This is a genomic window from Priestia sp. ABM2_011, assembly GCF_056158845.1.
On the sequence record NZ_JBSWUB010000001.1, the window covers coordinates 4,868,893 to 4,890,915 of the forward strand.

Genomic DNA, 22,023 nt, shown 5'->3' on the forward strand with positions numbered 1-22,023 from the left:
TATCAACAAGATGCAAAAAGGACTTCGTAAAGAAGTCCTTTCATCTTTTTTTGAAACGTGCTTTCAGCATGTTCTTGATCCAATATAGTATTTTAATAATAACCCAGCCTATAAATGTACCTAGCGTATTCAAAAAGATATCATCAATATCAAATACTCGTTCCGTTAGCTTGTACTGTAAAATTTCAATCAGAAAACTGATTAAGAAACCAGTCGTAAAGACTTGAATAAAACCGTCAAACCACTTCATAAACAACGGAATAAACATTCCAAGCGGCGCAAACATCACGATATTTCCCAGTATATTTGTCAGAGTGAGCATTATATTACCGCTGTCCCACATCAGACGGATTGTACTAAATAAATCCAAGTTCATTGCTTTTCCGTAAACATGTTCGTTTTCCCGTATGAGAGTAGCATAAATGACCACTGCCCCGTACGCAATAAATAGAATGAACATGACTTTTTTAACGATTGACCTGATGCTTACATTCACTTCAACATCACCTTCTTTGACTCCCCAAACCATTTATTATTATCTATATGTATATGTCCACTGCTTTCATTCGTAGTGAATGGATTTACATGCTTTTTTTATCCTATCACATCAATAAATAAATACAATTCCCTTTTTATTATTTTGTAAACTAACATTTTTCCACTTAAAAAAAGCCATGCGTTTCGCATGACTTTTTTTAATTAATAATTCCACGATGGATAATTTCCACTTGTACTTTCGGATTAATCGAGATGTTTTTATAGTCCTGTCTCCATTTAAGCCTTTTCCATATACTCGGATGATAAGCAGCTGCTTCTCTTCCTATTTCCAGAAAATCACAATTAGCTTTTTGTAGCTTTCCAACTACTTTTTCAGCTTTTTTTTGTAGAATCTTTTCAATTTCTTCCTGCACCTTTTTTGTCAATGCAGGAGATGACATTTCATTTTTGGTAAATTCATTAATGCTTACTTTTACATGTAGCGGTATGGTTACTTTCGCTCCGTACATCGCATCCGGTTTAAGGTGCATTTTTGCTTTAGCGCCTGACACATCATACGATACTACATACTGTTGATCATGTATGGTAATTTTGTGACTCATAATCATATATTTACCTTTTTGATTTCCTAATAAAAGAAGCACCTTGGATTCCTCAGGATTTAATGTAATGCCTGAAAATTTATCTTCATTAAATAAAGCTGTACCGATTACATCAACGGTCTTATTTTCAGTATTTAATTTCACATAAGGGAGTGCTAGTCCTTTTCCTTCATCAAATAAAACGGTACAAAGTGACTGAAGAGTTTCAACAGGCACTAAAGAATTGACTTCAGCCGTATGAACAACTCCGTCTAAATACTCTCCAATTAGCTCTTCTCCTACTTGCTGTAATTCAACTATGGTACTCGGCTTTCCTTCTACAATGACATACTTAGCTGTCAAAGGACTTTCTGATGTGCGATATAAAACGTCGGATAATTCTAATACACCCTCCTTAGCTAATTGATTTTCAAATAAAACAATTCTTTTTTTAGCAGACATAACAATTCCAGAAACCTGCTGGTTAATTTTTGTACGATCGTCTCGAGGTGAATCCCCTGCTACATGATAGGTTTTATTCACTAATGTCCCTTCTTTAGACGTATAGGAACGGATCGCAATAGTAGAAATCACCTTATCTTTCTTTTTTTCATAAGCCACTGTAGACAAAAACATCGTATCTTTTAACAATTTTTGATCCCAACATCCTGTTAGAAAACTTAAAATTAAACATATGCTCAATACCTTGATAAGTTTATACTTCATTTTTTACTGTTCCTTTTCTTATCCATGATAGAATTAACAAACAAATAGGAATACAGAAAATGAATACGTAAATTAAGTAGTTAGTTGCCTGTGACAAAGCTGCCACAAGATTATCCGTTCTTGAAAAATAAATAGAAAGACCTGTTACGAATATCAATACAATTGGAACAAACGGACGGTGAGTTTTCTTTTTGAATATTTCCTGCATGCCTACACTTGAAATATACACGTACATAATAAGGGACGTAATAACAGAAATAATCCAAAAAGTAATAAAAACCAAATCGATTCGTTCAATCACTGAGTTTTGTGTCGCCTTCAAAATGTATAAAACCGGTTCTGGTACGATTAAAATTTCATCTGGGCTAAAAAACAAATAACAAGCAATGATGATATAAACATATAAAACGGTAACGATACAATTACTAAGCATGACCATTTTCAATGTCATAGTGGATTTTGCCTTTACAAACGGTGCTAAAATCAAAATGGCTTCAAAGCCTAGCATTGAGATACTTCCTTCTTTTGACGCTAGCAAGATATTTTGAATACCGCTGTGCCCAATCGGAAATAGATACCGGACATCAGCCTCTTTATAAGCATTTGACACCAGTAAGACTAAAATGATTAAAAATACAGATACAATTGTAAAAAAACGCCCTATGTTTCGAACATTCTCTTTTGCAAAATATAGGGCAATAACAACTAATAAAAGGACCAAAACATATGCTGGGGTTAAGTGGTACAGCCAGCGCTTTAACACGTTTACATACAAAACAGTAATAACACTTGAAACAATGATGTAATAAAATACATATCCTACATTTAGAAAATTCCCTATCCACTTACCAAGCAGCTTGCTGGTCATTTGATATAAAGTTAGACCTGGCAACCGATGCGTTAGTCCCCAGTGGAACAATGTAATGACTTGAATTATACACCCGCTAATTAACATGGAAATCCAGCCGTCCGTATGCGCCGTCTTAAATAAGTTATAAGGTAACCCTAAAACACCAATACCAATTTGAGTTTGCAAAATGATAAAGAACAGCTGGCTGGCTGAAATACTATTTTTATTCATTTGAATCCCAATTCCTTATCGCTTTTTGACGTTGGCGTTTTTGAGGCTTAGCGTTAGCAGGCCTTTCATTCAAATAGAGCTGATGCATCCTTATAAAAACATCCTTTAAGCCAGAAAATTTAAATGGCGCAAAAGGGATTAAGTAAGGCATCGTAATAGACTCTAAAATAACTAAATGCATAACAATAAGAACTAGTACAAAAACAATACCCAAATAGCCAAAAGCGGCTGCTCCGATCATCATAGGAAAACTTAAAATTCGCAGCGTTGTGCTCATTTCGTTTGATGGCACAACAAAGGAAGAAACGGCTGTTAGAGCAATAACAATAATCATCATATTTGAAACTAAACTCGCTTCAACAATTGCTGTGCCGATAACTAATCCTCCAACTACCCCGATGGTTTGAGCAATGGATGAAGGCAGCCTGAGCGATGCTTCTTTTAATAGTTCCAATATCAATACCATAATAAATGCCTCTACTATCGGAGGAAACGGAACGTTCTCAAGAGATCCTTTTACCGTAAATACTAAGTCCAAAGGAATTAACTCGTAATGAAAAGAAATCGTTGCAATATAAATCGCAGGTAAACTCATGGCAACAAAAAAACTGAACACGCGTAAAAGTCGAAAAAATGAGCCATAAAGTGCACGTGTATTGTAATCTTCAGGCGATTGATAAAAAGTAAAAAAGTTAACAGGAGCAATTAACGCAGAACTATTACCATTTGTTAAAACTGCCATTCTTCCTTCTAACAAGTTACCCATTACTCGATCCGGCCTTTCTGTATTCAGCAGCTGAGGAAATGGTGACAGAGGTGAATCTTCTAGAGCCTCTTCAATGACACTCCCACTATCCACTCCATCCACTTCAATTTGTTTGATACGATCAATAATCATATTACAAATTTCTGCGTTTGCTATATTTTTCAAATATAAAACTGCCACTCGAGTGCGTGAAATACTGCCTACTTCGATATAGCGTACAATAAGGCTTCCATCTAAAAATTTTTGCCTCATCATGTTTAGATTTTTGTCCAAGCTCTCGACAAAACTTTCCTGTGAACCCCTAATCACTTTTTCATTCAGCGCTTGATTAACTTCTCTTGTAGCCGTTTTGGTAGAATCAATTGCATAAACAAACGGATCATTCTCTATTAATAAAACAGACGCACCTCGGCTCATTAAACTAATCATTTCATTCAAATCTTTTGTAGGAGTAATTGAAGCGGCCTGAATAATTTCACTTATCTTTCCTTCTTTTTCGATTAATAAAGGTTTGATCACATGCTCATTTAATTTCACTGAATCCATAAGAGGAACAAAATAAACTAAAAGCGCACGCTCATAATTGAACTTTAGCCACCTTTTCCCTATATCGCTCGTATAGTCTAACCGTTCTTCTAGCACATTTAGAGTTTCTTCTATGTTTGTACCAAGTTCAATTTCTATTTTTGGCTCCTTTTCTTCAAGGGAGATAGGACTTTTTTTTCGCTTAGGCCTTCGTTTAATTAACAGTGCCACTCACCTGCCTCGATGTCTCTTGTTAATATTCATTGTTTCTAAAAAAATAAATAGTATGTAAAAAAATGCAAAAAGACGCAGCGAAAAATTTTCGCTGCGTCTTTTTAATCTGGATAATAAGGATTCAAATGGATTAATACTTCCTGAATATTATCATGCTTTTTCATAAGTGTAGCTTTGATTTCTCGTCCTAAATCATGACCTTCCTTAATTGTTTTAAAGTGGTCAATTGAAATACGTACATCCACTAATATGTAATGGCCATGTTCTCTTGCTCGAACGCGATCAATCCGCTTCACATCTTCAAATTCATAAATACTTTCTTCAAGTTCTTTCAGTAGCTCTTCATCAATATTGCCTTCCATTAAGATTTGAAAAGACTCTCCCATCATTTGTCTGGCAATGTTAAAAATTAAATAAGCAACAAAGATACTTGCTATTTTATCTCCGTATAACAGCAGTTGAACATCCATTTTATCACCAATAATGGATAATAAAACACCAATTGCCGCTGCAATAGAAGCAACAATATCTGCTTTATGATCAAATGCAATTGCCTCAATTGCCTTACTGTGGTGCTGCTTGGCTACGTTTAAAGAATAACGGTACAATAATACCTTTGCTATGTATGAAATAACAGCAATCCACATGGCTAAAATATTTGGAGATTCAACCGGATGGAATAAACCAACGACTCCTTCAAATACCACATAAAATGATACAAGCAATAAAATAATTCCTACAATTCCTGAGACAATTACTTCTGCTTTTCCATGCCCGTATGGATGATCATCATCTGCTGGCTTATTTGCTACTCGTATAACCAACAAGACAATAATAGAGGCAAATACGTCCGCTGCAGAGTGAATACCATCAGCAAATACGGCATCACTATTTCCAATCCATCCTACTATTACTTTTCCTAGCGTAAGGGCAATATTGCTCCATACGCTAATCCATGCTACTTTTTTCGCAATGGACTCCCTTATACTATTATTCATTTGCACACCTCGACTTACTTCTTGAAAAATCAGCTTTTTTATCTTATCACTGTTCATTCAAGTGGGTCTAGAGCAACCTATTTTCATTTAGCTATATATGTTTCAGCACCGCAAAATTACTGATAATCCACAACATATCTTTCTTATTTCTCTGCCAACTTCTTACGATCAGTTGCCATTGGAGGTTCTTCCATCCACCCTTGCTCAATCATAATTCGAATTCCATCTTTTCCGTACTTCCCTATACGCCCAATTAGCTGAGAAAATTCTACTGCTACATCCGAACGGAAGGCCATAGACAAACCAGCACCGCAGTTATCAATAGCGATCGTCACCGCTGTAGAAGTATGATACATCATCAGCTTATCTGAAAACGGTGAAATCGTTGAGTTGGTTACATATGCATCAAGCAACCTCGGACTTGGTAAATCAGCTTCAGACAGTAATTCGGTGAAGTGCTTGATTTGCTTACTTGCAAGCTTGACTCCATCAAAAAAATAAGAGCGTAATTTTTGTGTGGTAGCTACTTGACTAAAGGCCAGCATCAGCGTTTTACCTAATACATTTGTATTAACAATTTCTTGAATAGCGGTAACCTCTAAAGAAGTTAAAGGATGCATTTGAGAGAAAAATGGTGATATAAATGTTTTTTCGTCCACAAAATTCACTTTTACAGGATAAGGAATAACCGGAGGTCTCATCAGCATGCTTTTTCTTAAAATAACGTGGTTAGAATTCTCTAAAAGAATGTCGCTTTCTTTTACACATCGAGATAGGTGGTCATAAATATCTTGCCTTCTCACTGCGCTTAGCGCTCTGGCATATTTCTTCATACCTCCAATGGCCATTTCGTTTACATAAATAGCCATAAAAATATCATCGAATAAAGCAGGAACTCCTTTGTTCACATCTTGTTCCCCAAACCCTACTGGAATTGGAATTTTTTCTGAACTGAATAATTCCGTCAATTCGTCTACATGAGTTTGTGAAAACTGATGTGCTTTTTTTAAAAGTTCCTTAATCTCTGGATCTTTTACAACAGATAGAAAATATCCAAGAACGCATACATACAGCGTATCGCCTAAATATTGCGCCCATAAGTAACCTAACTCGGCTGCATTCAACCGCTGATTTTGTTGATGTTTTTGCATTTCACTCTTTATATTTTCGTTCATTCACTTATTCTCCTTTTGGATAAAGTCGTACTTTTACTATCTCCAAAGAAGCGCTGAATAAACCGCATAAAAAAGACCTAGATAACAAGTCTAGGCCTTTTAGGTTATGCATATTTTTGGTCTTCGGTCTCTTTTCTAAAAAAGCTTTTCATCGCATGAAAAACGTCTGATTTTTGTTTTAAAATAAAGTGTCTAAAGCTTTCGTCTTGAATGTTTTTGTACGCAGACATTAAAGTGGAATGTCGATTGTACTGATTTACTTCCCCATACCCAAACATATTTGACACTTTCATTAATTCATTTACTAACTTTACACACCTTGCGTTATCTGAAGTTAAGTTATCACCATCTGAAAAATGAAACGGGTAAATATTGTAACGGCTCGGATCATACTTTTGGTTAATTAATTCAAGCGCTTTTCGGTAAGCAGATGAGCAGATGGTTCCTCCACTTTCTCCTTTGGAGAAGAAGTCTTCTTCTGACACTACTTTTGCCTCTGTATGATGCGCAATAAATTCAATTTCCACCGTTTCGTATTTCGTACGTAAAAAGCGTGTCATCCAAAAGAAAAAGCTTCGTGCCATATATTTTTCCCATATGCCCATCGAACCGCTCGTATCCATCATAGCTAAAACGACTGCTTTCGATTCTGGCTTTATAACTTCATTCCACGTTTTAAATTTTAAATCCTCCGGATAAATAGGATGAAAAGCAGGCTTTCCTGTCATTGCGTTTCGCTTATAAGCGCTCATCATCGTTCGTTTTTTATCAATATTCCCCATCAAACCTGTACGTCGTATATCATTAAATTCAATGTGTTCCACAACAATTTGATCAGATTCTTTTCGCTGAAGATTAGGCAGTTCTAATTGAGCAAATAAAGCCTCTTGAAGCTCCATGAGGGACACTTCCGCTTCAAAGTAGTCTTCTCCAGCCTGATCACCTGCTCCTTGACCTTTTCCTGCTCCTTTTTGACCATCTCCAGCAGATCCGTCACGTGCTACTACATCCCCAACTTTACTGTCTCCATCACCTTGACCCACATGTTTGTTTTTATCATAATTGTACCGAATTCGATATTCATCCAATGATTTGATCGGGATTTTAACAACTTCTCTTCCATTGGACATCACGATATTTTCTTCTGTAATTAAGTCCGGTAAATTATTTTTAATCGCTTCTTTAATTTTTTCTTGATGTCTTTTTTGATCATCGTGGCCTTTACGATGGAGGGACCAGTCTTCTTTTGAGACAGCAAAACTTTTATCTACTTCTTTTCCCACGCTATTCCCCTCCTTATTTAAAAAACACCTGCACGTTTTTACTCGGCATGCATAAGCTATACCGAAAGTTTCTGACAAATACCTTTAGTTCAAAGGTTGGTTACTCTTATCCTATGCGCAAGAATGGTATACTTGCTAACTAATTCTTTTACTATTAACTATTCATTTTATAGTGTCTAGTGTCATGTATATGTTTATGACTTATCATATGATGGTTAAGTGCAATGCGTACTACACACTAGCCTAATTATGCAGAGTTTATTTTAAGAGATAAGAAAAACATGGCACAGATCGGAAGTGCCATGTTTTCTTGTTAGTACTGAGTTATCGATTTAACAAACTTCCTACATAGCGCAGCAGTTCATTAGCAGATACTGAATTGTACCCATGCTCATCAATCAATCGAGCCACTACTTCATTTACTTTCTTCAGCTGCTGCTCATCTGGTGTTTTAGTGGACGTTGTAATTTTCACTACGTCTTTTAAATCTGCAAACAGTTTTTTCTGAATCGCTTCACGTAAGCGTTCATGAGAATTATAGTCAAATCGTTTTCCTTTACGTGCATAAGCGGAAATACGAATTAAGATTTCTTCGCGGAATGCTTTTTTCGCATTTTCTGAAATACCAATTTGTTCTTCAATTGAACGCATTAATTTATCATCTGGATTTAGCTCTTCTCCTGTTAGCGGATCACGAAGCTTATTTTTGTTGCAGTATGCTTCGACATTATCTAAATAATTATCCATTAATGTTTTAGCAGACTCTTCGTAAGAATAAACGAACGCTTTTTGCACTTCTTTTTTAGCAATTTCATCATATTCTTTACGCGCCAGAGAAATATAATTCAGGTAACGCTCTCGGTCCTCAGCAGAAATAGACGCATGCTGTGCTAATCCTTCCTTCAATGAACGCAGTACATCTAATGCATTGATTGATTTAATATCTTTTCGAATGATGGTAGATGAAATGCGGTTAATGACATAACGAGGATCAATACCGCTCATTCCTTCATCCGTATATTCTTTTTGTAACTCTTCTACGTCTGCATCATTATAGCCTTCTACAGATTGACCGTCGTATAAGCGCATTTTCTTTAACAAATCGATATCGCCTTTTTTAGGCTCTTTTAATCTTGTTAACGTAGTAAAAATAGACGCAATACGTAGTGTATGAGGGGCAATATGAACATCTGATACGTCACTTTCACGAATCATTTTGTCATAAATTTTTTCCTCATCACTCACTTTTAAGTTATATGGAACAGGCATTACAATAATTCGTGAATGCAAAGCTTCATTTTTCTTATTGGAAATAAACGAGCGATACTCTGTTTCATTTGTATGCGCTACGATTAATTCATCTGCACTAATTAAAGCAAATCTTCCTGCTTTAAAGTTTCCTTCTTGGGTTAAAGAGAGTAAATGCCATAAAAATTTCTCGTCACATTTTAACATCTCCTGGAACTCCATCATTCCCCGGTTTGCTTTATTAAGCTCTCCGTCAAAGCGGTAAGCGCGCGGATCTGACTCAGATCCATACTCTGCAATTGTTGAAAAGTCAATGCTTCCTGTTAGGTCAGCAATGTCTTGAGATTTCGGATCAGAAGGACTGAACGTTCCAATTCCAGTTCGTTTGTCCTCTGAGAAGAAAATGCGTTCGATGATGACGTCTTCAATTCTGCCTCCATACTCTTCCTCTAATCGCATTGTATTTAAAGGAGATAAGTTTCCTTCAATTCGGATACCATACTCTTCAAAGAAGTCTTTACGTAAATGATGTGGAATTAAATGCAGCGGATCTTCATGCATTGGGCATCCTTTAATAGCGTAAACAGCTCCTCGATCAGTAAGCGAATAAGCTTCAAGCCCTCTTTTTAACATGGTCACTAGCGTCGATTTACCACCACTTACTGGACCCATTAAAAGTAAAATACGTTTACGAACATCTAAACGCTTTGCAGCTGGGTGAAAATATTCTTCCACCAAGCGTTCTAGCGAATCTTCAAGTCCAAACATTTGTCCACTGAAAAATTTATAATGTCTTTTACCATTTACCTCTTCAATTCCTGCATCCTTTATCATGTTGTATACTCTAGAGTGTGCAGGCTGAGCAATTAAAGGCTCATCTTTAATCAGCTTTAGGTACTCTTCAAATGTCCCTTCCCACTTAAGACGATTCTCTTCTTCGCGGTATCTTTCAACTTTCTTTAATATATCCATTAAAGGACCTCCCCTACTAGTTATGGTGCTAGTGAACAAGATTAATACAATCTATGCAGCAAAATGTTTGAACATGCTTTTTAAATTGTAAAATTCAGAAATTTGTCCTTGCTAGGCATTCACAGTGAAGTATTTATTAGCTATAATAAAAGAGTAAGAAGGAACGGTTAAATTTTATTAGAGAACTTACGTCTCTAGAAGAGTTATTTTGTCATTATTATCATCATGAGATATGGGAAGTCGGTTTTAACTGCAGTAGCTGTATAATCCTTTTAATTAGATTGAGGAGGAAAATCAATGCGCTTACTTTTAGTATTAGGAGTAACAATTGCTTTTTTAGCATCCATCTTCAGAGCGGGATACAATGATAAACCGGGCGTTAAAAAATAACCACTACATATCATCGTCGACATAAATAAAAAAGCGAGGTTCAAATTTTATTGAACCTCGCTTTTTATTTAAGATAAACCAGCGTAATTTTGTTGACGCAGCGCTTCATAGATTAAAATAGCTGCTGTATTAGATAAATTTAAAGAACGAACATTTTCTGTCATCGGTAAACGAAGACATCTTTCCATGTTCTCTTCAATAATGTGCTTTGGCAGACCCTTTGTTTCTCTCCCAAATACGAAGAAATGATCCTGCTCTAAGTCACTATAATCAAATGTTGTATGTGGCTGTTGACCAAATTTTGTGATGAAGTAAAAGCCTGCTTCAGGATACTTTTCAAATACTTCTTCTAATGAATCATGATACACCACATTTACAAATTCCCAGTAATCCAATCCAGCTCGCTTTAACATTTTATCATCTGTTGAAAAGCCTAACGGCCGAACTAAATGCAGCGTCGTATTTGTTGCTGCACATGTTCGCGCAATATTTCCTGTATTTGCTGGAATTTCTGGTTGAAATAACACTACGTGTACTCCCACAAATTTTCACCTCTGCTAACAAATCTATTCATCATTATACCACTAACTTGCTAAAACGAAAGACTTACCGATCAACGATATGGAAAAAATCATACTTAATCTTTGGCGTGTAAGCCGTTGAATCTTCATAAGCCCAATATCTCATTCGACTATTATACGTGTTCGCATTCACAAGAGGCATACCGTGACCGTCTTTTGCTACAACAATCGTCGTATGATTCCATCTTCCATCTCCTTCAAAATCGTAGCAGATAACGTCTCCCGGGACAAGTTCGCTTGCTGAAGATTTCCTCACAGCCCGAAGTCCTGATTTGGAGTTACTTAAATAGCTGTGCATGGAATGAGCAACGGCCCAGCTATAGCTCCAGGCGTTCCCTCTCATCCACCATCCGTTTGCTTTTTTAGGATACCCCCGCATCGGCGCCTTTCCTGCATGCAAACACTGTGAGATATAGTTGGTGCAGTTTACCTCAAACTGCTTATAACTTTCATTAGGTTTATCCCAATGTTTTTCTGCATACTGAACAGCTGCAAGACGATCATAATAAGAGGCTCTTTCTTCGTCTTCCTCTACTTCTTCTACATCCATTTCAACCTCATCTTCAGAAAAATCCTTTACCAGCAGCTCATCTTGAATAAGTGTATCTTTATAAAAAAGAGCTAAACGATCTTCAATTTCTTCTTCTATATAGAAAAAATCGTTTTGTTTTAAAAATGCCTGAATGTGCACCTTATATAATACTCTTGTTTCTTCCTGATCCGTATGAGCAGATTGAATAGAACCTTTCATATTACATTTTAAAACATCAACTTCTCTTTTTTTTACAAGAGACCGCTTTAGCTCACACTGCTGTTCAATGAAAGGCTTAAAGTCTTCATGAAGCTCACCTTTTACATAGCTGTCCGCACGCGCTTTAATTAAAGTATATAATACATTCCTTTTTGTTAGCATAATGTCACCACTTTTCTAAGCGTTTATTATACGCTATGACTCATTAGCTAACTTTATCAATAAAAATACGGTTTAGATCTCTTGAAGCATCTCTATACCTTTTGACATTTCTTCAATTACTTCTTGATCCTTTTCTTTTTCTCTTAAGTTCATAAGTGTATCTAATGCTTCTTTATCACCAATTTTGCCCAACGCCCATGCCGCCGTTCCTCTAATGACAGGGCGAACGTCATTTTTAATTAACTCAATTAAATCTGGAACAGCGGTTTGGTCTTTAAAATGGGCAAGTGCAATAATGGCATTACGCTGAATTGGCTTTTTCCCTCTCCATGATCCTGAAACATGTCCAAATTTCTCTTTGAACTCACGATTACTCATCGTTAAAAGCGGTTTTAATTTAGGCTTCGCAAGTTCTGGGTCAGGCTCCATCTCAGGGTGAAAATGAAAGTCTTTGCCTTTATTTTCAGGACACACAGTTTGACATGTATCACAGCCATATAAACGATTGCCTAATTTACTTCGAAATTCTTCAGCTAAAAATCCTTTTGTTTGGGTTAAAAAGGCAATACATCGCTGCGAATTCAGCTGACCGCCTGTTACAAGCGCACCGGTAGGGCACACATCCACGCACTTATTACAAGTACCACAGCCGTCTTCTATCGGTTTATCAGGAGGAAACGGGATATCTGTAATCATTTCCCCTAAATACACGTAGGAACCGAATTCAGGTGTGATAATGGCACAGTTCTTACCGCTCCAGCCAATACCAGCTCTTTCTGCTACAGCTCGGTCCGACAGCTCGCCTGTATCTACCATCGATTGAAGGATAGCTGCAGGTACTTTTTCTTTTATGAAAGCTTCAAGCTTTTGAAGCCTATCACGTAAAACCGTATGATAATCTTGTCCCCAAGAAGCACGGCAAAAGATCCCTCGGCGATCTTCCTTTGTGCTCTTTGGTGCATCCTTTAATTTAGAAGGATACGCAAGTGCAATTGAAATAATGGATCTAGCTTTTGGAACAACTAATGTGGGATCTACTCTTTTTTCAATATCAGGTTCCTCAAAGCCTGAAGCATAACCTAACTCTTGCTGTGCTAACAATCGATTCTTTAACTCATCAAACATAGAAGCACTCGCAAATCCAATCTTATCGATTCCAATCTCTTTGCTGTATGAAATAATTTCTTCCTTCAACTGATACGCATTCATAGTGAGTAATAGCCTCCTTTCTAAGAAATTCTATATATTCATGCATTGAACTGTTTTCTCACTCAATGAAATGATAGGATGGTATCTATAAACGAACAAATACTAATTATAATAGAAAGGATCAAAAAAATGAACTTTACATTATCACCCGCTATTAAACAGCTTTGCCCTTCTTTTAAAATGGGAATCATTCAGTATAAAAATATTGAAGTTGGCGATTCTCCTCAAATGCTAAAAGGACGTCTGCGCCTTTTTCAAGAATCCATTTATTTTGACCTTGAGTCAAAAAAAGTAACAGAATTTGAAGGTGTTAGCGAGTGGAGAAAGCTTTTCAAAACATTTGGAACGGATCCAAGTAAATACCGTCCTTCTATAGAAGCTTTAATTCGACGGATAGGAAAACAAACGTATCTTCCTTCTATCAATTCTGCTGTGGACATTAATAACTTTTTTTCATTGCAATATGAAGTACCAATTGGAATTTATGATTCTTCTAATTTAGAGGGCCACGTTGAATTTACTATCGGTAAAAAAGAAGAGTCTTACGAAGCTCTAAATGAACGTAACATTTCTTTAGAAAATAAAATCATTTCAAAAGATGCCCTAGGAGCTTTCGGAAGCCCTTATGTGGATTCTAACCGAGCGTACGTAACTGAAAAGACAACACAAGCTGTACAGTTCATCTATTTAAAACCTTCACTTTCAGAAGAACAGGCTTATAAACTAACTAAATCCTTAAGTGACATGTTCATTCAAATTCACGGCGGCGAAGCAACCTATCAAGTCATTAACTGATGTACGTAAATATAGCGTCTATCTTTTCAAGATAGACGCTATATTTACGGCTAAAAATAAAAAACGCAACATCTCAGCTTTGAAAGCGAGACACTGCGTTGTGATAACAATATGTATGGAGCGGGTGATGAGAATCGAACTCACGACATCAGCTTGGAAGGCTGAGGTTTTACCACTAAACTACACCCGCAAATATTATCAAAATTTGTCGACCAATAAGTAAAAATAAAAACAGGAATCATCCTGTCAAGTAAAGCTAAAGTACCGATGGTCGGGGTCGAACCGACACTCCCGAAGGAACACGATTTTGAGTAAGTTACTAAACCGTCATAATAGTAGACAACTTGTGAACCACCGTGATATTAACTGATATTCAACAGTAAGTAGTTATTTATCAATGAATCACTTCATACGACCTTCGAACAATATTTATTATAGTACCATTCGACACAGATTGCAACCCTTTTTTAAAATTAATGTTACATTGTTAATTTTCTCTTAATATAACATTGCTTCTATGGAGGTCTACAAGCGAATTATCTTTTTGTTAACGTATAGTTATTCATCTAATTTCGCTACAGGACACTATAGGAAGCCACTAATAGTAGCTTCTTATACGTCAGAATAATTTAAATCACATCGAGATGGAAAAATTCATGGTTTTTGAGTTGTACTTTGTGTAATTTAGTAACACCTTTATCTACAACTGAAGAAATAGCTTCAATATCTTCATCACTACAATTCAAGCCAAAATAAATTGCTGTAGGTTTTATAGGGCACTCTATAAGAGAACCTTTTCTATCGTTACCTTCATAACCCTCTATATTAAATATTCGCCATTCTTTTTCATAATTCCAACTGTCATGTTTCAACAACATTAAGAAAAAGATTAAATAGGTCTTATTTGAAATTTTCTCCTCAACTATATCCTTTAAAATGTTAGTTATGTTATATCTATTCGATTCATAGCCAACAGGAAATAGGTATTTCGAAAACTGATTGTCAGACTCTAACTGTGTAAAATCATATTCTATACATATTCCCTTGTGATTATCTGCATAATTTCCCCACATCGGCATATTAGAAGGTTTTTCAGAAAAACAGGTCAATTCAACATTACTTCGAAAATAATCCATCATTTCATCCATTCCTTTTACTAGTTCTTCGAAGGTCTTTCCTGATGTTTCATCCAACTTATGCTTTTTAAATGTAGTAATTAATTCATCTTCATTAAAATAAGTACTTCTACAATCAAAAGGATCATTTAATGCAGTAGCTTTTGAAAACCATATTTTATTTTGTTTTAAACTCTCAATTCTTTCTGGACTAACAGGCTGATATTTATAAAGCTTTGTAGGTATGTTTTCTGATTTAAGCTGATATGCTTTCAACGTATCTGTAAAAAATAATTCCATGAATTCTTTAACCCAACTGTGTTTCAATGTTTTTTCCCCTTTCCACTTCTATACAGTAGATTATACCTCTTATACCTTTAAATTACATAAAAAAAACCCCCAAACAGAAGGAATCAACCAACTGTTCGGGGTATCAGTTTACATATGGAATTTTACCAATCAATGCTTCATTCACTGTATCTTCCGCAATAGATAACTTATCAATACTTATTGGTACATCTTTAGTTAATATTGCAAGAGAATCAACCAGCGTTCCTTCGTAAACAAAATTATGTTTTGCAAATGTTTCTTTTAATAAACGTTCTGTATCTATGGCTTTTTTGTAGTCATATCCTAGAGACTGTACTTCTTTTAAATATTCTTGTCTCTGCTTTACCATTTCAAGAGATTTAGTTTTAATTTCTTCAGCTAATGCTTTAGTATAGTTTTCTTGTAATTGATCTATTTCTGAAATGATATTCATTACACTGTCTTTCTTATGTTCCTTAATACCAATAAGTTGTTCATTAACTTCATTAAAGGCTTTTTCAAATGGTTTAACTTCTTCACGTTGTTTATCAATTTTTTCTTCTTCAATCAGCCCTTGTTGCTGTTTTTCAACAAGTTTTCGTAATTTTTGATAAGACTGTTCATACTCCCATAGTGCTGAAGTGTGTGTTGCTTCCAATTCTTCTATTTTCTTATCATAAGCATTTGTAACCTGGTTTAATTCCAGCTTTAGTAGTTCAACTCTTTTAATATTTTTATTTATTTTTTTAATTTCACGCTTTCCAGTATCCCTTTCTTTCTTAAATAACGAATAGACTATATTTTTTAGCTTCTTTAATATCTCCATTAACATAACCTCCTATAGTAAAATACAAACACTGATATCAATGAAGATACCAGTGAATAAAATGTTGTTATTTGTTTATTTGATTGCTTCTACTACCTTAGGACTAACCACTCCTCTGTTAAATGCCGAAGTAACTTCTTCTCGAGTTATCTCAATCCCAGGAGTTCCATCATAAGCAATTTCAAAGAATCCCTGTGCTGTCTTTATCCCACCAATATGGTTATAATCCAATAACCCTAAATCAACCTTTAAATCTCCTATTTTACGATTAAACTTATAAGTAGCAGTCATTTCTTTTTGTGCTTCGTGCATGAACTTTAGATAATCAACTTTTGCTTGAAGAATACGTTTGCGATTAACTGCAACGTTTTGATTATCTTCCTTTCTATAGTCATCTTCAATTTCTTTTATTTGGTGATATAGTTTAAATAATTCTTTTTTCTTTAACCCTTCCATATCAGCACTCTTTCCTTCAGCTACTGCAAGGAGTTTCTTTTTATTATCAAGTTTATCCTTTGCTACTTGGTAAGCTTCAAGAACAATTTGATCGAGAACATACATTGTATATAACTCTTGTACTTCTGTTTCTTCTTCTTGAATTTCTTGTTTTAATACTTCAGCTTCTTCCAAAGCTTTTTGTGAAGCAAATTCAAACTGTTCTTTTAATTGTTCTACCTTCTTAAATAATTCCCCCATTTGCTTTACTGCGGATTTCTTTGCCATTATTCAACACCCCCATTTATTTTAATGAACAAATCTGCGACAACTTTTGTTAACAATTCTACTTTCTGATCGGTGTTCATATCTTCAACATTTATTAATTCGTTACCACTGGTTAAATCAATTTTTGTAACACTCTCTTCCTTCCTTTTAGAAGTCGCTGCTTCTCTGATTTGTTGATATCCTTCTGAAATATTCATATATGCATTCATTTCATTCAACTCCTTAATTCTTTAAGTAATCTAGCACGCATCTCTTCACGTGATTCCTTTGAATCTTGAGATTTAATTTCTTTGTTCAATCCTAACTTTTCAATCTGCAAGCGTGCTTCAGCTTCAAAGACATAACTAAACGTATCTGAAAAAATCTTTAGTTCACTTACTGACACGTTGGGCTTATCTGCAAACCCCATAATTTTTTTCTTCATTTTCCGAACAGCTTCAAGTTCATCTGCTGGAAGAATTACATCTGACATTTCATTTATATATTTGTTGAAACCATCATTATTAAGCCACTGATACCAACTTTTTGTTGAAAGATTATGTTTTGTGCAAAAGCCGGAAACTGTAAAACCTTCTTGTAGCCTACTCGTAACATAATCCTGTGCAATAGTTACCTGTCTTGGGTTAATACCCACAGGAACTTCAATATCATGAATTGTTTTTTCTTCACCCATCTTCTTCACCTTTCCTTTATTAAATTGAAATAGCTTCCGTTTTATAATGTTTAGTTTTTGGTTGCCATTGGTTAATGACTGCCTGTGTGTAAGAGGTATATAAATCTGTATCTAACATTTTTTGAATGAGTTTCTTACACGCTTTTTCGTTAACTGGTTTCTTATTTAATTTCCTTTCCAGTTCTTCCATATCGACAAGTAATCTTGATTTATATTTCTTTGCACGTTTTTCGTAAGATGAATAATGCATTTTGTAGCCTTCGCTTGTATATTTCACTTTAAACAAAAATGCTGTATTTTTAAGACCGTGAATGGTTTCTGCAATCATCACATTGATAATCACTCTATTTTCTTTTAGACTTCCATTTTCAATCACTGTTTTGATGTAATTTAAATTTTGTTTTATATTATTTACATTCATTAAAGACCATCCTTTCTAGTTACATGTTTTAATTTCCGGATTTTAATCACTTCATAAATTAGAAATAAATCTGATTCACTCCATCCTTTCAAATAAAGAATCTCTTTTAATCGCCTAACTAAGGCAGGTGTAATAGTTCGTTCACCGGCTTCAATTCTTGAAATTAAACTTCTATCTACCCTTAACTTCTTAGCTAATTCGTTTTGTGTTAAATCTGTTAGCAATCGAATAAATTTAACTGACTCACTGGTTAACACTTCGCCTCTTCACCTCTTTTACTGCCCATTAATAAATTGCTGTCACACAATGTGACTTTTACTCAAAATAAAAATTACTCCCTCTCTGTATCAACAGTTGAGATTTCTACTCCTTTCTACATATATGGACTTAATAAATAGCAAAAGTAAGACAAATGATAAGAATTTAAGCTAGATTAGTATTGAGAGATTTTTTATTTACAACCTCCATTCTGAGAAACTCAAACTATTACTCCTTACACCCCCTAAACAACGTATAGTGAAAAAACAGACGAAAAAAGCATAAAAAAAAAGAACACGGTTTTCCGTGTCCTCTCCCATTAATATTAGCGTACTGTTTTATATTGTGTTCCTAACTCTTTTGTACGTTTGCTATCGCTATAATATGTAGTAATTAATTGACGATAAACCCCTGTACTATCTTTACATTCACGACTTTGTACTTTTGTATAAACAGCTTTTTGTTTAGGTACTTTTGGAATTGATTCTCTTAATCCACCCATAACAAACGCAGTTAAAGCACTTTTTGTAATTGCGTAACCAATTCCGCCTACTGCACCAGTAGCAATTGCGTTAACAACTTTTACTTCATAGTTGCTATATGTAACGTTGTCATAATACTTTGTTGCGACAACCTTACAACTATTGTTATAGTCGCCCGGCAATTGCTGGGTTGTCATAGTTGATGCATTAGCACTAAATGGTGATGCGAATACTGCACATGCTGTAAGACAAATGGCAGATTTCAGGATAAATTTCTTCATTTTGCTTCAACCTTCTTTCTTTTATTCTAAATTTTCTATATAATTACAATACAGCATTAATTGTAAGAAATCTAGTACTTTTTGGAATTATTCCCAATATTATGAGGTGATTGGAAATGAACAAAGGATTAAAGTTTTTATTAGTTGTAATAGGTTGTATTATATTCGGTGCATTAATTGGATATATAAGAGATTCCTATTCTGTATCTACGGCTTTATTTGCAATCGTTATTTTTGCAGTCATTTACAAGATTGTAGAAGTGCTTATTAAAAGAAAGAATAATAGTTCAAGTGTTTAAAGCATGAAGGATAAAGCCTTTGTGCTTTTTCTTTTCAATAAAAAAGAAGCTAGTTAAATCCTAACTTCTAATAAAACCTGTATGTTTAATCGAATACTGCTTCTAAAATTACAATCATTAAAAATTGTTATGTGTATTATAGAAGTACTTAGTTCGTGGCATACTGCCCCCTGCCACCCCTTTACCCCCTTTAGTCAATTTCTTCTTAATGAGAGATGAATATTAATACTCAAAAAGATTTGTGTTAATTTCATTAATAACACAACTTCAGAAACACGAAACTTTTTCAGTTTCACTTGTGAATAATTGAACAAAATCATGTGTTGTTAAATCAATACCTTTCTTATCTCAAAAATATGATAATCATCTAATAACTTCGTGTTCCGTAATGGAATAAGAAACACTGAAATAAATACAATAAAAAAAACAACTGTGTTAAACAGTCGTCTTACTCTTCCTCTTTATTTCTACTCTCTATTTTCTCTAAGAACTTAGCTATAAGCACTAACATCCCAGCAAATAATAGTCCTGCAATGATAAGCATGATAGCCCCATTACCTTCACCGAATATTGCCTCACCTATTTCACCTAAAAAAACTAAGAATCTGAGAGGGATGGTTAATAAGTAAATCCAAATTGGTGCAGTAATGAAGAGTAAAAATAATACAAACCATACCCCACAGCCCCAACCGTTACCTTTTAAATAATAGTATCTCCCCATTTATTTACCACCTTTTTACTAGTATCCAAATTATACTATTAACTTATTAGAAATAGTCGTACATTTTAATATTGATAACTAATGACCGTATTTCATTTTGTGTATATGAATGATAGCCATATACGTACATTGCTTCCGATAAGATAGATTATGTAAACTAGTAACCAAGATAAAGTATTGATATATCAACGTTTATAGCCTTTCAGCGTAAGAACTGTTTCTTGTATTTATACGCTATTTCATTCATCCCAAGAATATGTAGATATATCAAGTATTCTAGCCGTTCTCTTCTCTTAGCAAATTATCTCGGAACAAAGTTGCACTAACGCAAAATGTATAAACTAAGTACTTAAAAAACATTGATCTCCCTCTTATTAAAGCATGAAAATAACTAGCTTTTCATTTTCTTTTCCATCCATCAGGTACAATTCATGGACTTTTTAGCCTAACTAACTACTCAAAACCAACTTTGTTTGTTCACACTTTTGTCACATTTATCAACATAATCAATATAGTTATCCACAATAATGATTTCCTTTACATAATTCTTGTAACAGATAAACGTTACAAAGTTCAAAACCTTCTTGTCGAGTAAACCACCCTCCAAGCATTTATTAAATTAAAAAGTTATCTGTTTTAACTCTGACATATTAACCTTTGTCAGCATTCTTTTTAGTAAAACTTCCTTTTATTTAAGTAGGAAGGAGTGGATTTCTCCTTCTGCAAACGAGTGGGAACGAGTGAAGCAATATAACGGTAAAGTTGTATTATTCTCACTTAGGTATTATTAATTCCATATAGTAATAGACACAAGAACCACTAAAAACCTCTTCAAACCTTACTCTTTCAAGGGTTTCAACCATTTTTATAGTGCACTCAAAAAGCGACCAACTACCCCATTTTTGCACTCAAAATGCAACCATGACATTTATTATGACATCCCCTACTTCACTTTTTTTCGTAATTTATCCGTCTGAAATTGTTATAAGTGTTGTTGAAGGGTTGTGACAACATTACAGTTCACTGAACTTCAACGAAAGGATGTAAATTAAATGAGTAATGGAAATCTATACGTAGTTACTGGAGAAGGAGAAATTATAGACAGATTTGATGGGAACACTTACTATATTAGAAATAAAAATCAAGATGAGTTCGTAAAGATGAAAGGAAAAGCTAAAAAGGACTTTGATGAGTTTAATGAAGATACAGGAAGATTTATTTGGTCTTATCCTGAAAGAATTCAACAGCTAATTAAGTCCAATGAATTCTCAAAATCAGACATAACCATGACCTTCTACCTTGCTACCTTCATCAATGGTACTAGCTATTTAGCGTATGATAATAATATAAAACTTGATAAGAAAGGTCTACAAAGCAAACTTGAAATAGGAAGAACTCTTTTCGGAAAGTTCCTTAAGAAACTAATTGAATATGAAATACTGATGCCTTCAGGAAATTATTTCAAATGGAATGAAACTTGCAATTTTTACGGTTCAACGAAAGGAAAAGCAAAACCAAAGAATCTAGTAAGAACATATGTGAATCAAATTCGTGAATTATACGAGGCTAAAAATGAGAAAGGAAAGAGAAAATATTCAGCTATAAACCTCTATCCAATCTTTGCTTTAGTCCCTTACCTTCACCATTCAAGCAATATTGTATGTAAAAATCCTAGCGTACAAAACATCGAAGATATTGAATACTTTAACCTAAAAGAAATTGCTGAACTATTAGATTTAAGAGACAGCAAAAGAATGGTTGCATCTTTGCATTCATTGGTATTAGATGGTCAAACTACTTTTATCAAAGTTGAAAGCAAAAATGAAGCATATTTAAAATTGAATCCAAGAATCTTTTGGCGTGGAACTAATGTGCCTGACCAAAACTTGGTCGCTGAATTTGATATGATAGATAACAACCGTATTAAAAATTAAAACAAA

General features: G+C 34.6%; 23 protein-coding genes and 1 tRNA gene. 3 read left to right on the forward strand and 21 right to left on the reverse strand.

Annotation, left to right across the window (positions count from 1 at the left end; translation table 11 throughout):
* Positions 1 to 40: 40 nt before the first annotated feature.
* From ACXAE4_RS25580 to queG, 11 genes are all read right to left on the reverse strand, one after another.
* Positions 41 to 496, reverse strand: coding sequence for a VanZ family protein (locus ACXAE4_RS25580; RefSeq protein ID WP_228123026.1), 456 nt, complete (start codon positions 494 to 496; stop codon positions 41 to 43).
* Positions 497 to 695: 199 nt separating this feature from the next.
* Positions 696 to 1,805, reverse strand: coding sequence for a Ger(x)C family spore germination protein (locus tag ACXAE4_RS25585; protein WP_154990985.1), 1,110 nt, complete (start codon positions 1,803 to 1,805; stop codon positions 696 to 698).
* A complete protein-coding gene (locus ACXAE4_RS25590; RefSeq protein WP_155010765.1) occupies positions 1,795 to 2,886 on the reverse strand; it encodes a GerAB/ArcD/ProY family transporter in 1,092 nt (363 codons plus the stop codon). Before ACXAE4_RS25590 ends, ACXAE4_RS25585 begins: the two co-directional genes overlap by 11 nt.
* Positions 2,879 to 4,408, reverse strand: a complete 1,530-nt coding sequence (locus ACXAE4_RS25595; protein WP_289578701.1) for a spore germination protein — start codon at positions 4,406 to 4,408, stop codon at positions 2,879 to 2,881. Before ACXAE4_RS25595 ends, ACXAE4_RS25590 begins: the two co-directional genes overlap by 8 nt.
* A gap of 104 nt (positions 4,409 to 4,512) precedes the next feature.
* Entirely contained in the window at positions 4,513 to 5,409 is an 897-nt protein-coding gene (locus ACXAE4_RS25600) for a cation diffusion facilitator family transporter (RefSeq protein ID WP_014461808.1), read from the reverse strand.
* Between the two features lie 143 nt (positions 5,410 to 5,552).
* On the reverse strand, positions 5,553 to 6,584 hold the full coding sequence (locus tag ACXAE4_RS25605) for a DUF3231 family protein (RefSeq protein WP_028412690.1): 1,032 nt from the start codon (positions 6,582 to 6,584) through the stop codon (positions 5,553 to 5,555).
* Between the two features lie 104 nt (positions 6,585 to 6,688).
* Positions 6,689 to 7,867 carry a sporulation protein YhbH gene (gene yhbH / locus ACXAE4_RS25610; protein ID WP_028412691.1) on the reverse strand — a complete coding sequence of 393 codons (1,179 nt, stop codon included), beginning with the start codon at positions 7,865 to 7,867 and terminating at the stop codon, positions 6,689 to 6,691.
* A 324-nt stretch (positions 7,868 to 8,191) separates the two neighbouring features.
* Complete coding sequence (locus ACXAE4_RS25615; protein ID WP_013055179.1) at positions 8,192 to 10,087, reverse strand: PrkA family serine protein kinase; 1,896 nt, start codon at positions 10,085 to 10,087, stop codon at positions 8,192 to 8,194.
* 458 nt (positions 10,088 to 10,545) lie between these two features.
* On the reverse strand, positions 10,546 to 11,019 hold the full coding sequence (gene trmL, locus ACXAE4_RS25620) for a tRNA (uridine(34)/cytosine(34)/5-carboxymethylaminomethyluridine(34)-2'-O)-methyltransferase TrmL (protein ID WP_016762878.1): 474 nt from the start codon (positions 11,017 to 11,019) through the stop codon (positions 10,546 to 10,548).
* 64 nt (positions 11,020 to 11,083) lie between these two features.
* Positions 11,084 to 11,971, reverse strand: a complete 888-nt coding sequence (locus ACXAE4_RS25625; RefSeq protein ID WP_028412692.1) for an amidase domain-containing protein — start codon at positions 11,969 to 11,971, stop codon at positions 11,084 to 11,086.
* Positions 11,972 to 12,043: 72 nt separating this feature from the next.
* Entirely contained in the window at positions 12,044 to 13,180 is a 1,137-nt protein-coding gene (gene queG / locus ACXAE4_RS25630; protein WP_033580873.1) for a tRNA epoxyqueuosine(34) reductase QueG, read from the reverse strand.
* A gap of 129 nt (positions 13,181 to 13,309) precedes the next feature.
* Between queG and ACXAE4_RS25635 the strand changes: the two genes are divergently transcribed.
* Positions 13,310 to 13,975, forward strand: a complete 666-nt coding sequence (locus ACXAE4_RS25635) for a B3/B4 domain-containing protein (RefSeq protein WP_028412694.1) — start codon at positions 13,310 to 13,312, stop codon at positions 13,973 to 13,975.
* Between the two features lie 116 nt (positions 13,976 to 14,091).
* Here ACXAE4_RS25635 and ACXAE4_RS25640 read toward each other — a convergent pair.
* The 9 genes from ACXAE4_RS25640 to ACXAE4_RS25680 all read right to left on the reverse strand — a co-directional run bounded on the left by ACXAE4_RS25640 (position 14,092) and on the right by ACXAE4_RS25680 (position 19,063).
* A tRNA-Gly gene (locus ACXAE4_RS25640) sits at positions 14,092 to 14,165 on the reverse strand.
* Between the two features lie 439 nt (positions 14,166 to 14,604).
* Entirely contained in the window at positions 14,605 to 15,417 is an 813-nt protein-coding gene (locus ACXAE4_RS25645) for a DUF2971 domain-containing protein (protein WP_475237225.1), read from the reverse strand.
* A 106-nt stretch (positions 15,418 to 15,523) separates the two neighbouring features.
* On the reverse strand, positions 15,524 to 16,225 hold the full coding sequence (locus ACXAE4_RS25650) for a hypothetical protein (RefSeq protein WP_475237228.1): 702 nt from the start codon (positions 16,223 to 16,225) through the stop codon (positions 15,524 to 15,526).
* 75 nt (positions 16,226 to 16,300) lie between these two features.
* On the reverse strand, positions 16,301 to 16,948 hold the full coding sequence (locus tag ACXAE4_RS25655) for a hypothetical protein (RefSeq protein WP_475237229.1): 648 nt from the start codon (positions 16,946 to 16,948) through the stop codon (positions 16,301 to 16,303).
* Entirely contained in the window at positions 16,948 to 17,157 is a 210-nt protein-coding gene (locus ACXAE4_RS25660; RefSeq protein WP_475237231.1) for a hypothetical protein, read from the reverse strand. Before ACXAE4_RS25660 ends, ACXAE4_RS25655 begins: the two co-directional genes overlap by 1 nt.
* 5 nt (positions 17,158 to 17,162) lie before the next feature.
* Positions 17,163 to 17,621, reverse strand: coding sequence for a hypothetical protein (locus tag ACXAE4_RS25665; protein ID WP_475237233.1), 459 nt, complete (start codon positions 17,619 to 17,621; stop codon positions 17,163 to 17,165).
* 19 nt (positions 17,622 to 17,640) lie between these two features.
* Complete coding sequence (locus ACXAE4_RS25670) at positions 17,641 to 18,042, reverse strand: hypothetical protein (RefSeq protein ID WP_322551694.1); 402 nt, start codon at positions 18,040 to 18,042, stop codon at positions 17,641 to 17,643.
* On the reverse strand, positions 18,042 to 18,299 hold the full coding sequence (locus ACXAE4_RS25675) for a helix-turn-helix transcriptional regulator (protein ID WP_322551693.1): 258 nt from the start codon (positions 18,297 to 18,299) through the stop codon (positions 18,042 to 18,044). The genes ACXAE4_RS25670 and ACXAE4_RS25675 overlap by 1 nt, the downstream gene beginning before the upstream one ends.
* 326 nt (positions 18,300 to 18,625) lie before the next feature.
* A complete protein-coding gene (locus tag ACXAE4_RS25680) occupies positions 18,626 to 19,063 on the reverse strand; it encodes a hypothetical protein (protein WP_322551692.1) in 438 nt (145 codons plus the stop codon).
* 116 nt (positions 19,064 to 19,179) lie between these two features.
* Between ACXAE4_RS25680 and ACXAE4_RS25685 the strand changes: the two genes are divergently transcribed.
* The gene (locus ACXAE4_RS25685; protein ID WP_322551691.1) at positions 19,180 to 19,362 is read left to right on the forward strand and encodes a hypothetical protein; all 183 of its coding nucleotides are present in this window, start codon (positions 19,180 to 19,182) and stop codon (positions 19,360 to 19,362) included.
* A 448-nt stretch (positions 19,363 to 19,810) separates the two neighbouring features.
* Here ACXAE4_RS25685 and ACXAE4_RS25690 read toward each other — a convergent pair whose 3' ends face one another.
* On the reverse strand, positions 19,811 to 20,083 hold the full coding sequence (locus ACXAE4_RS25690; RefSeq protein WP_475237236.1) for a hypothetical protein: 273 nt from the start codon (positions 20,081 to 20,083) through the stop codon (positions 19,811 to 19,813).
* A gap of 1,052 nt (positions 20,084 to 21,135) precedes the next feature.
* Here ACXAE4_RS25690 and ACXAE4_RS25695 point away from each other — a divergent pair.
* Positions 21,136 to 22,017: a hypothetical protein gene (locus tag ACXAE4_RS25695; protein WP_475237238.1), complete on the forward strand. Its 882-nt coding sequence runs from the start codon at positions 21,136 to 21,138 to the stop codon at positions 22,015 to 22,017.
* Positions 22,018 to 22,023: the final 6 nt, after the last annotated feature.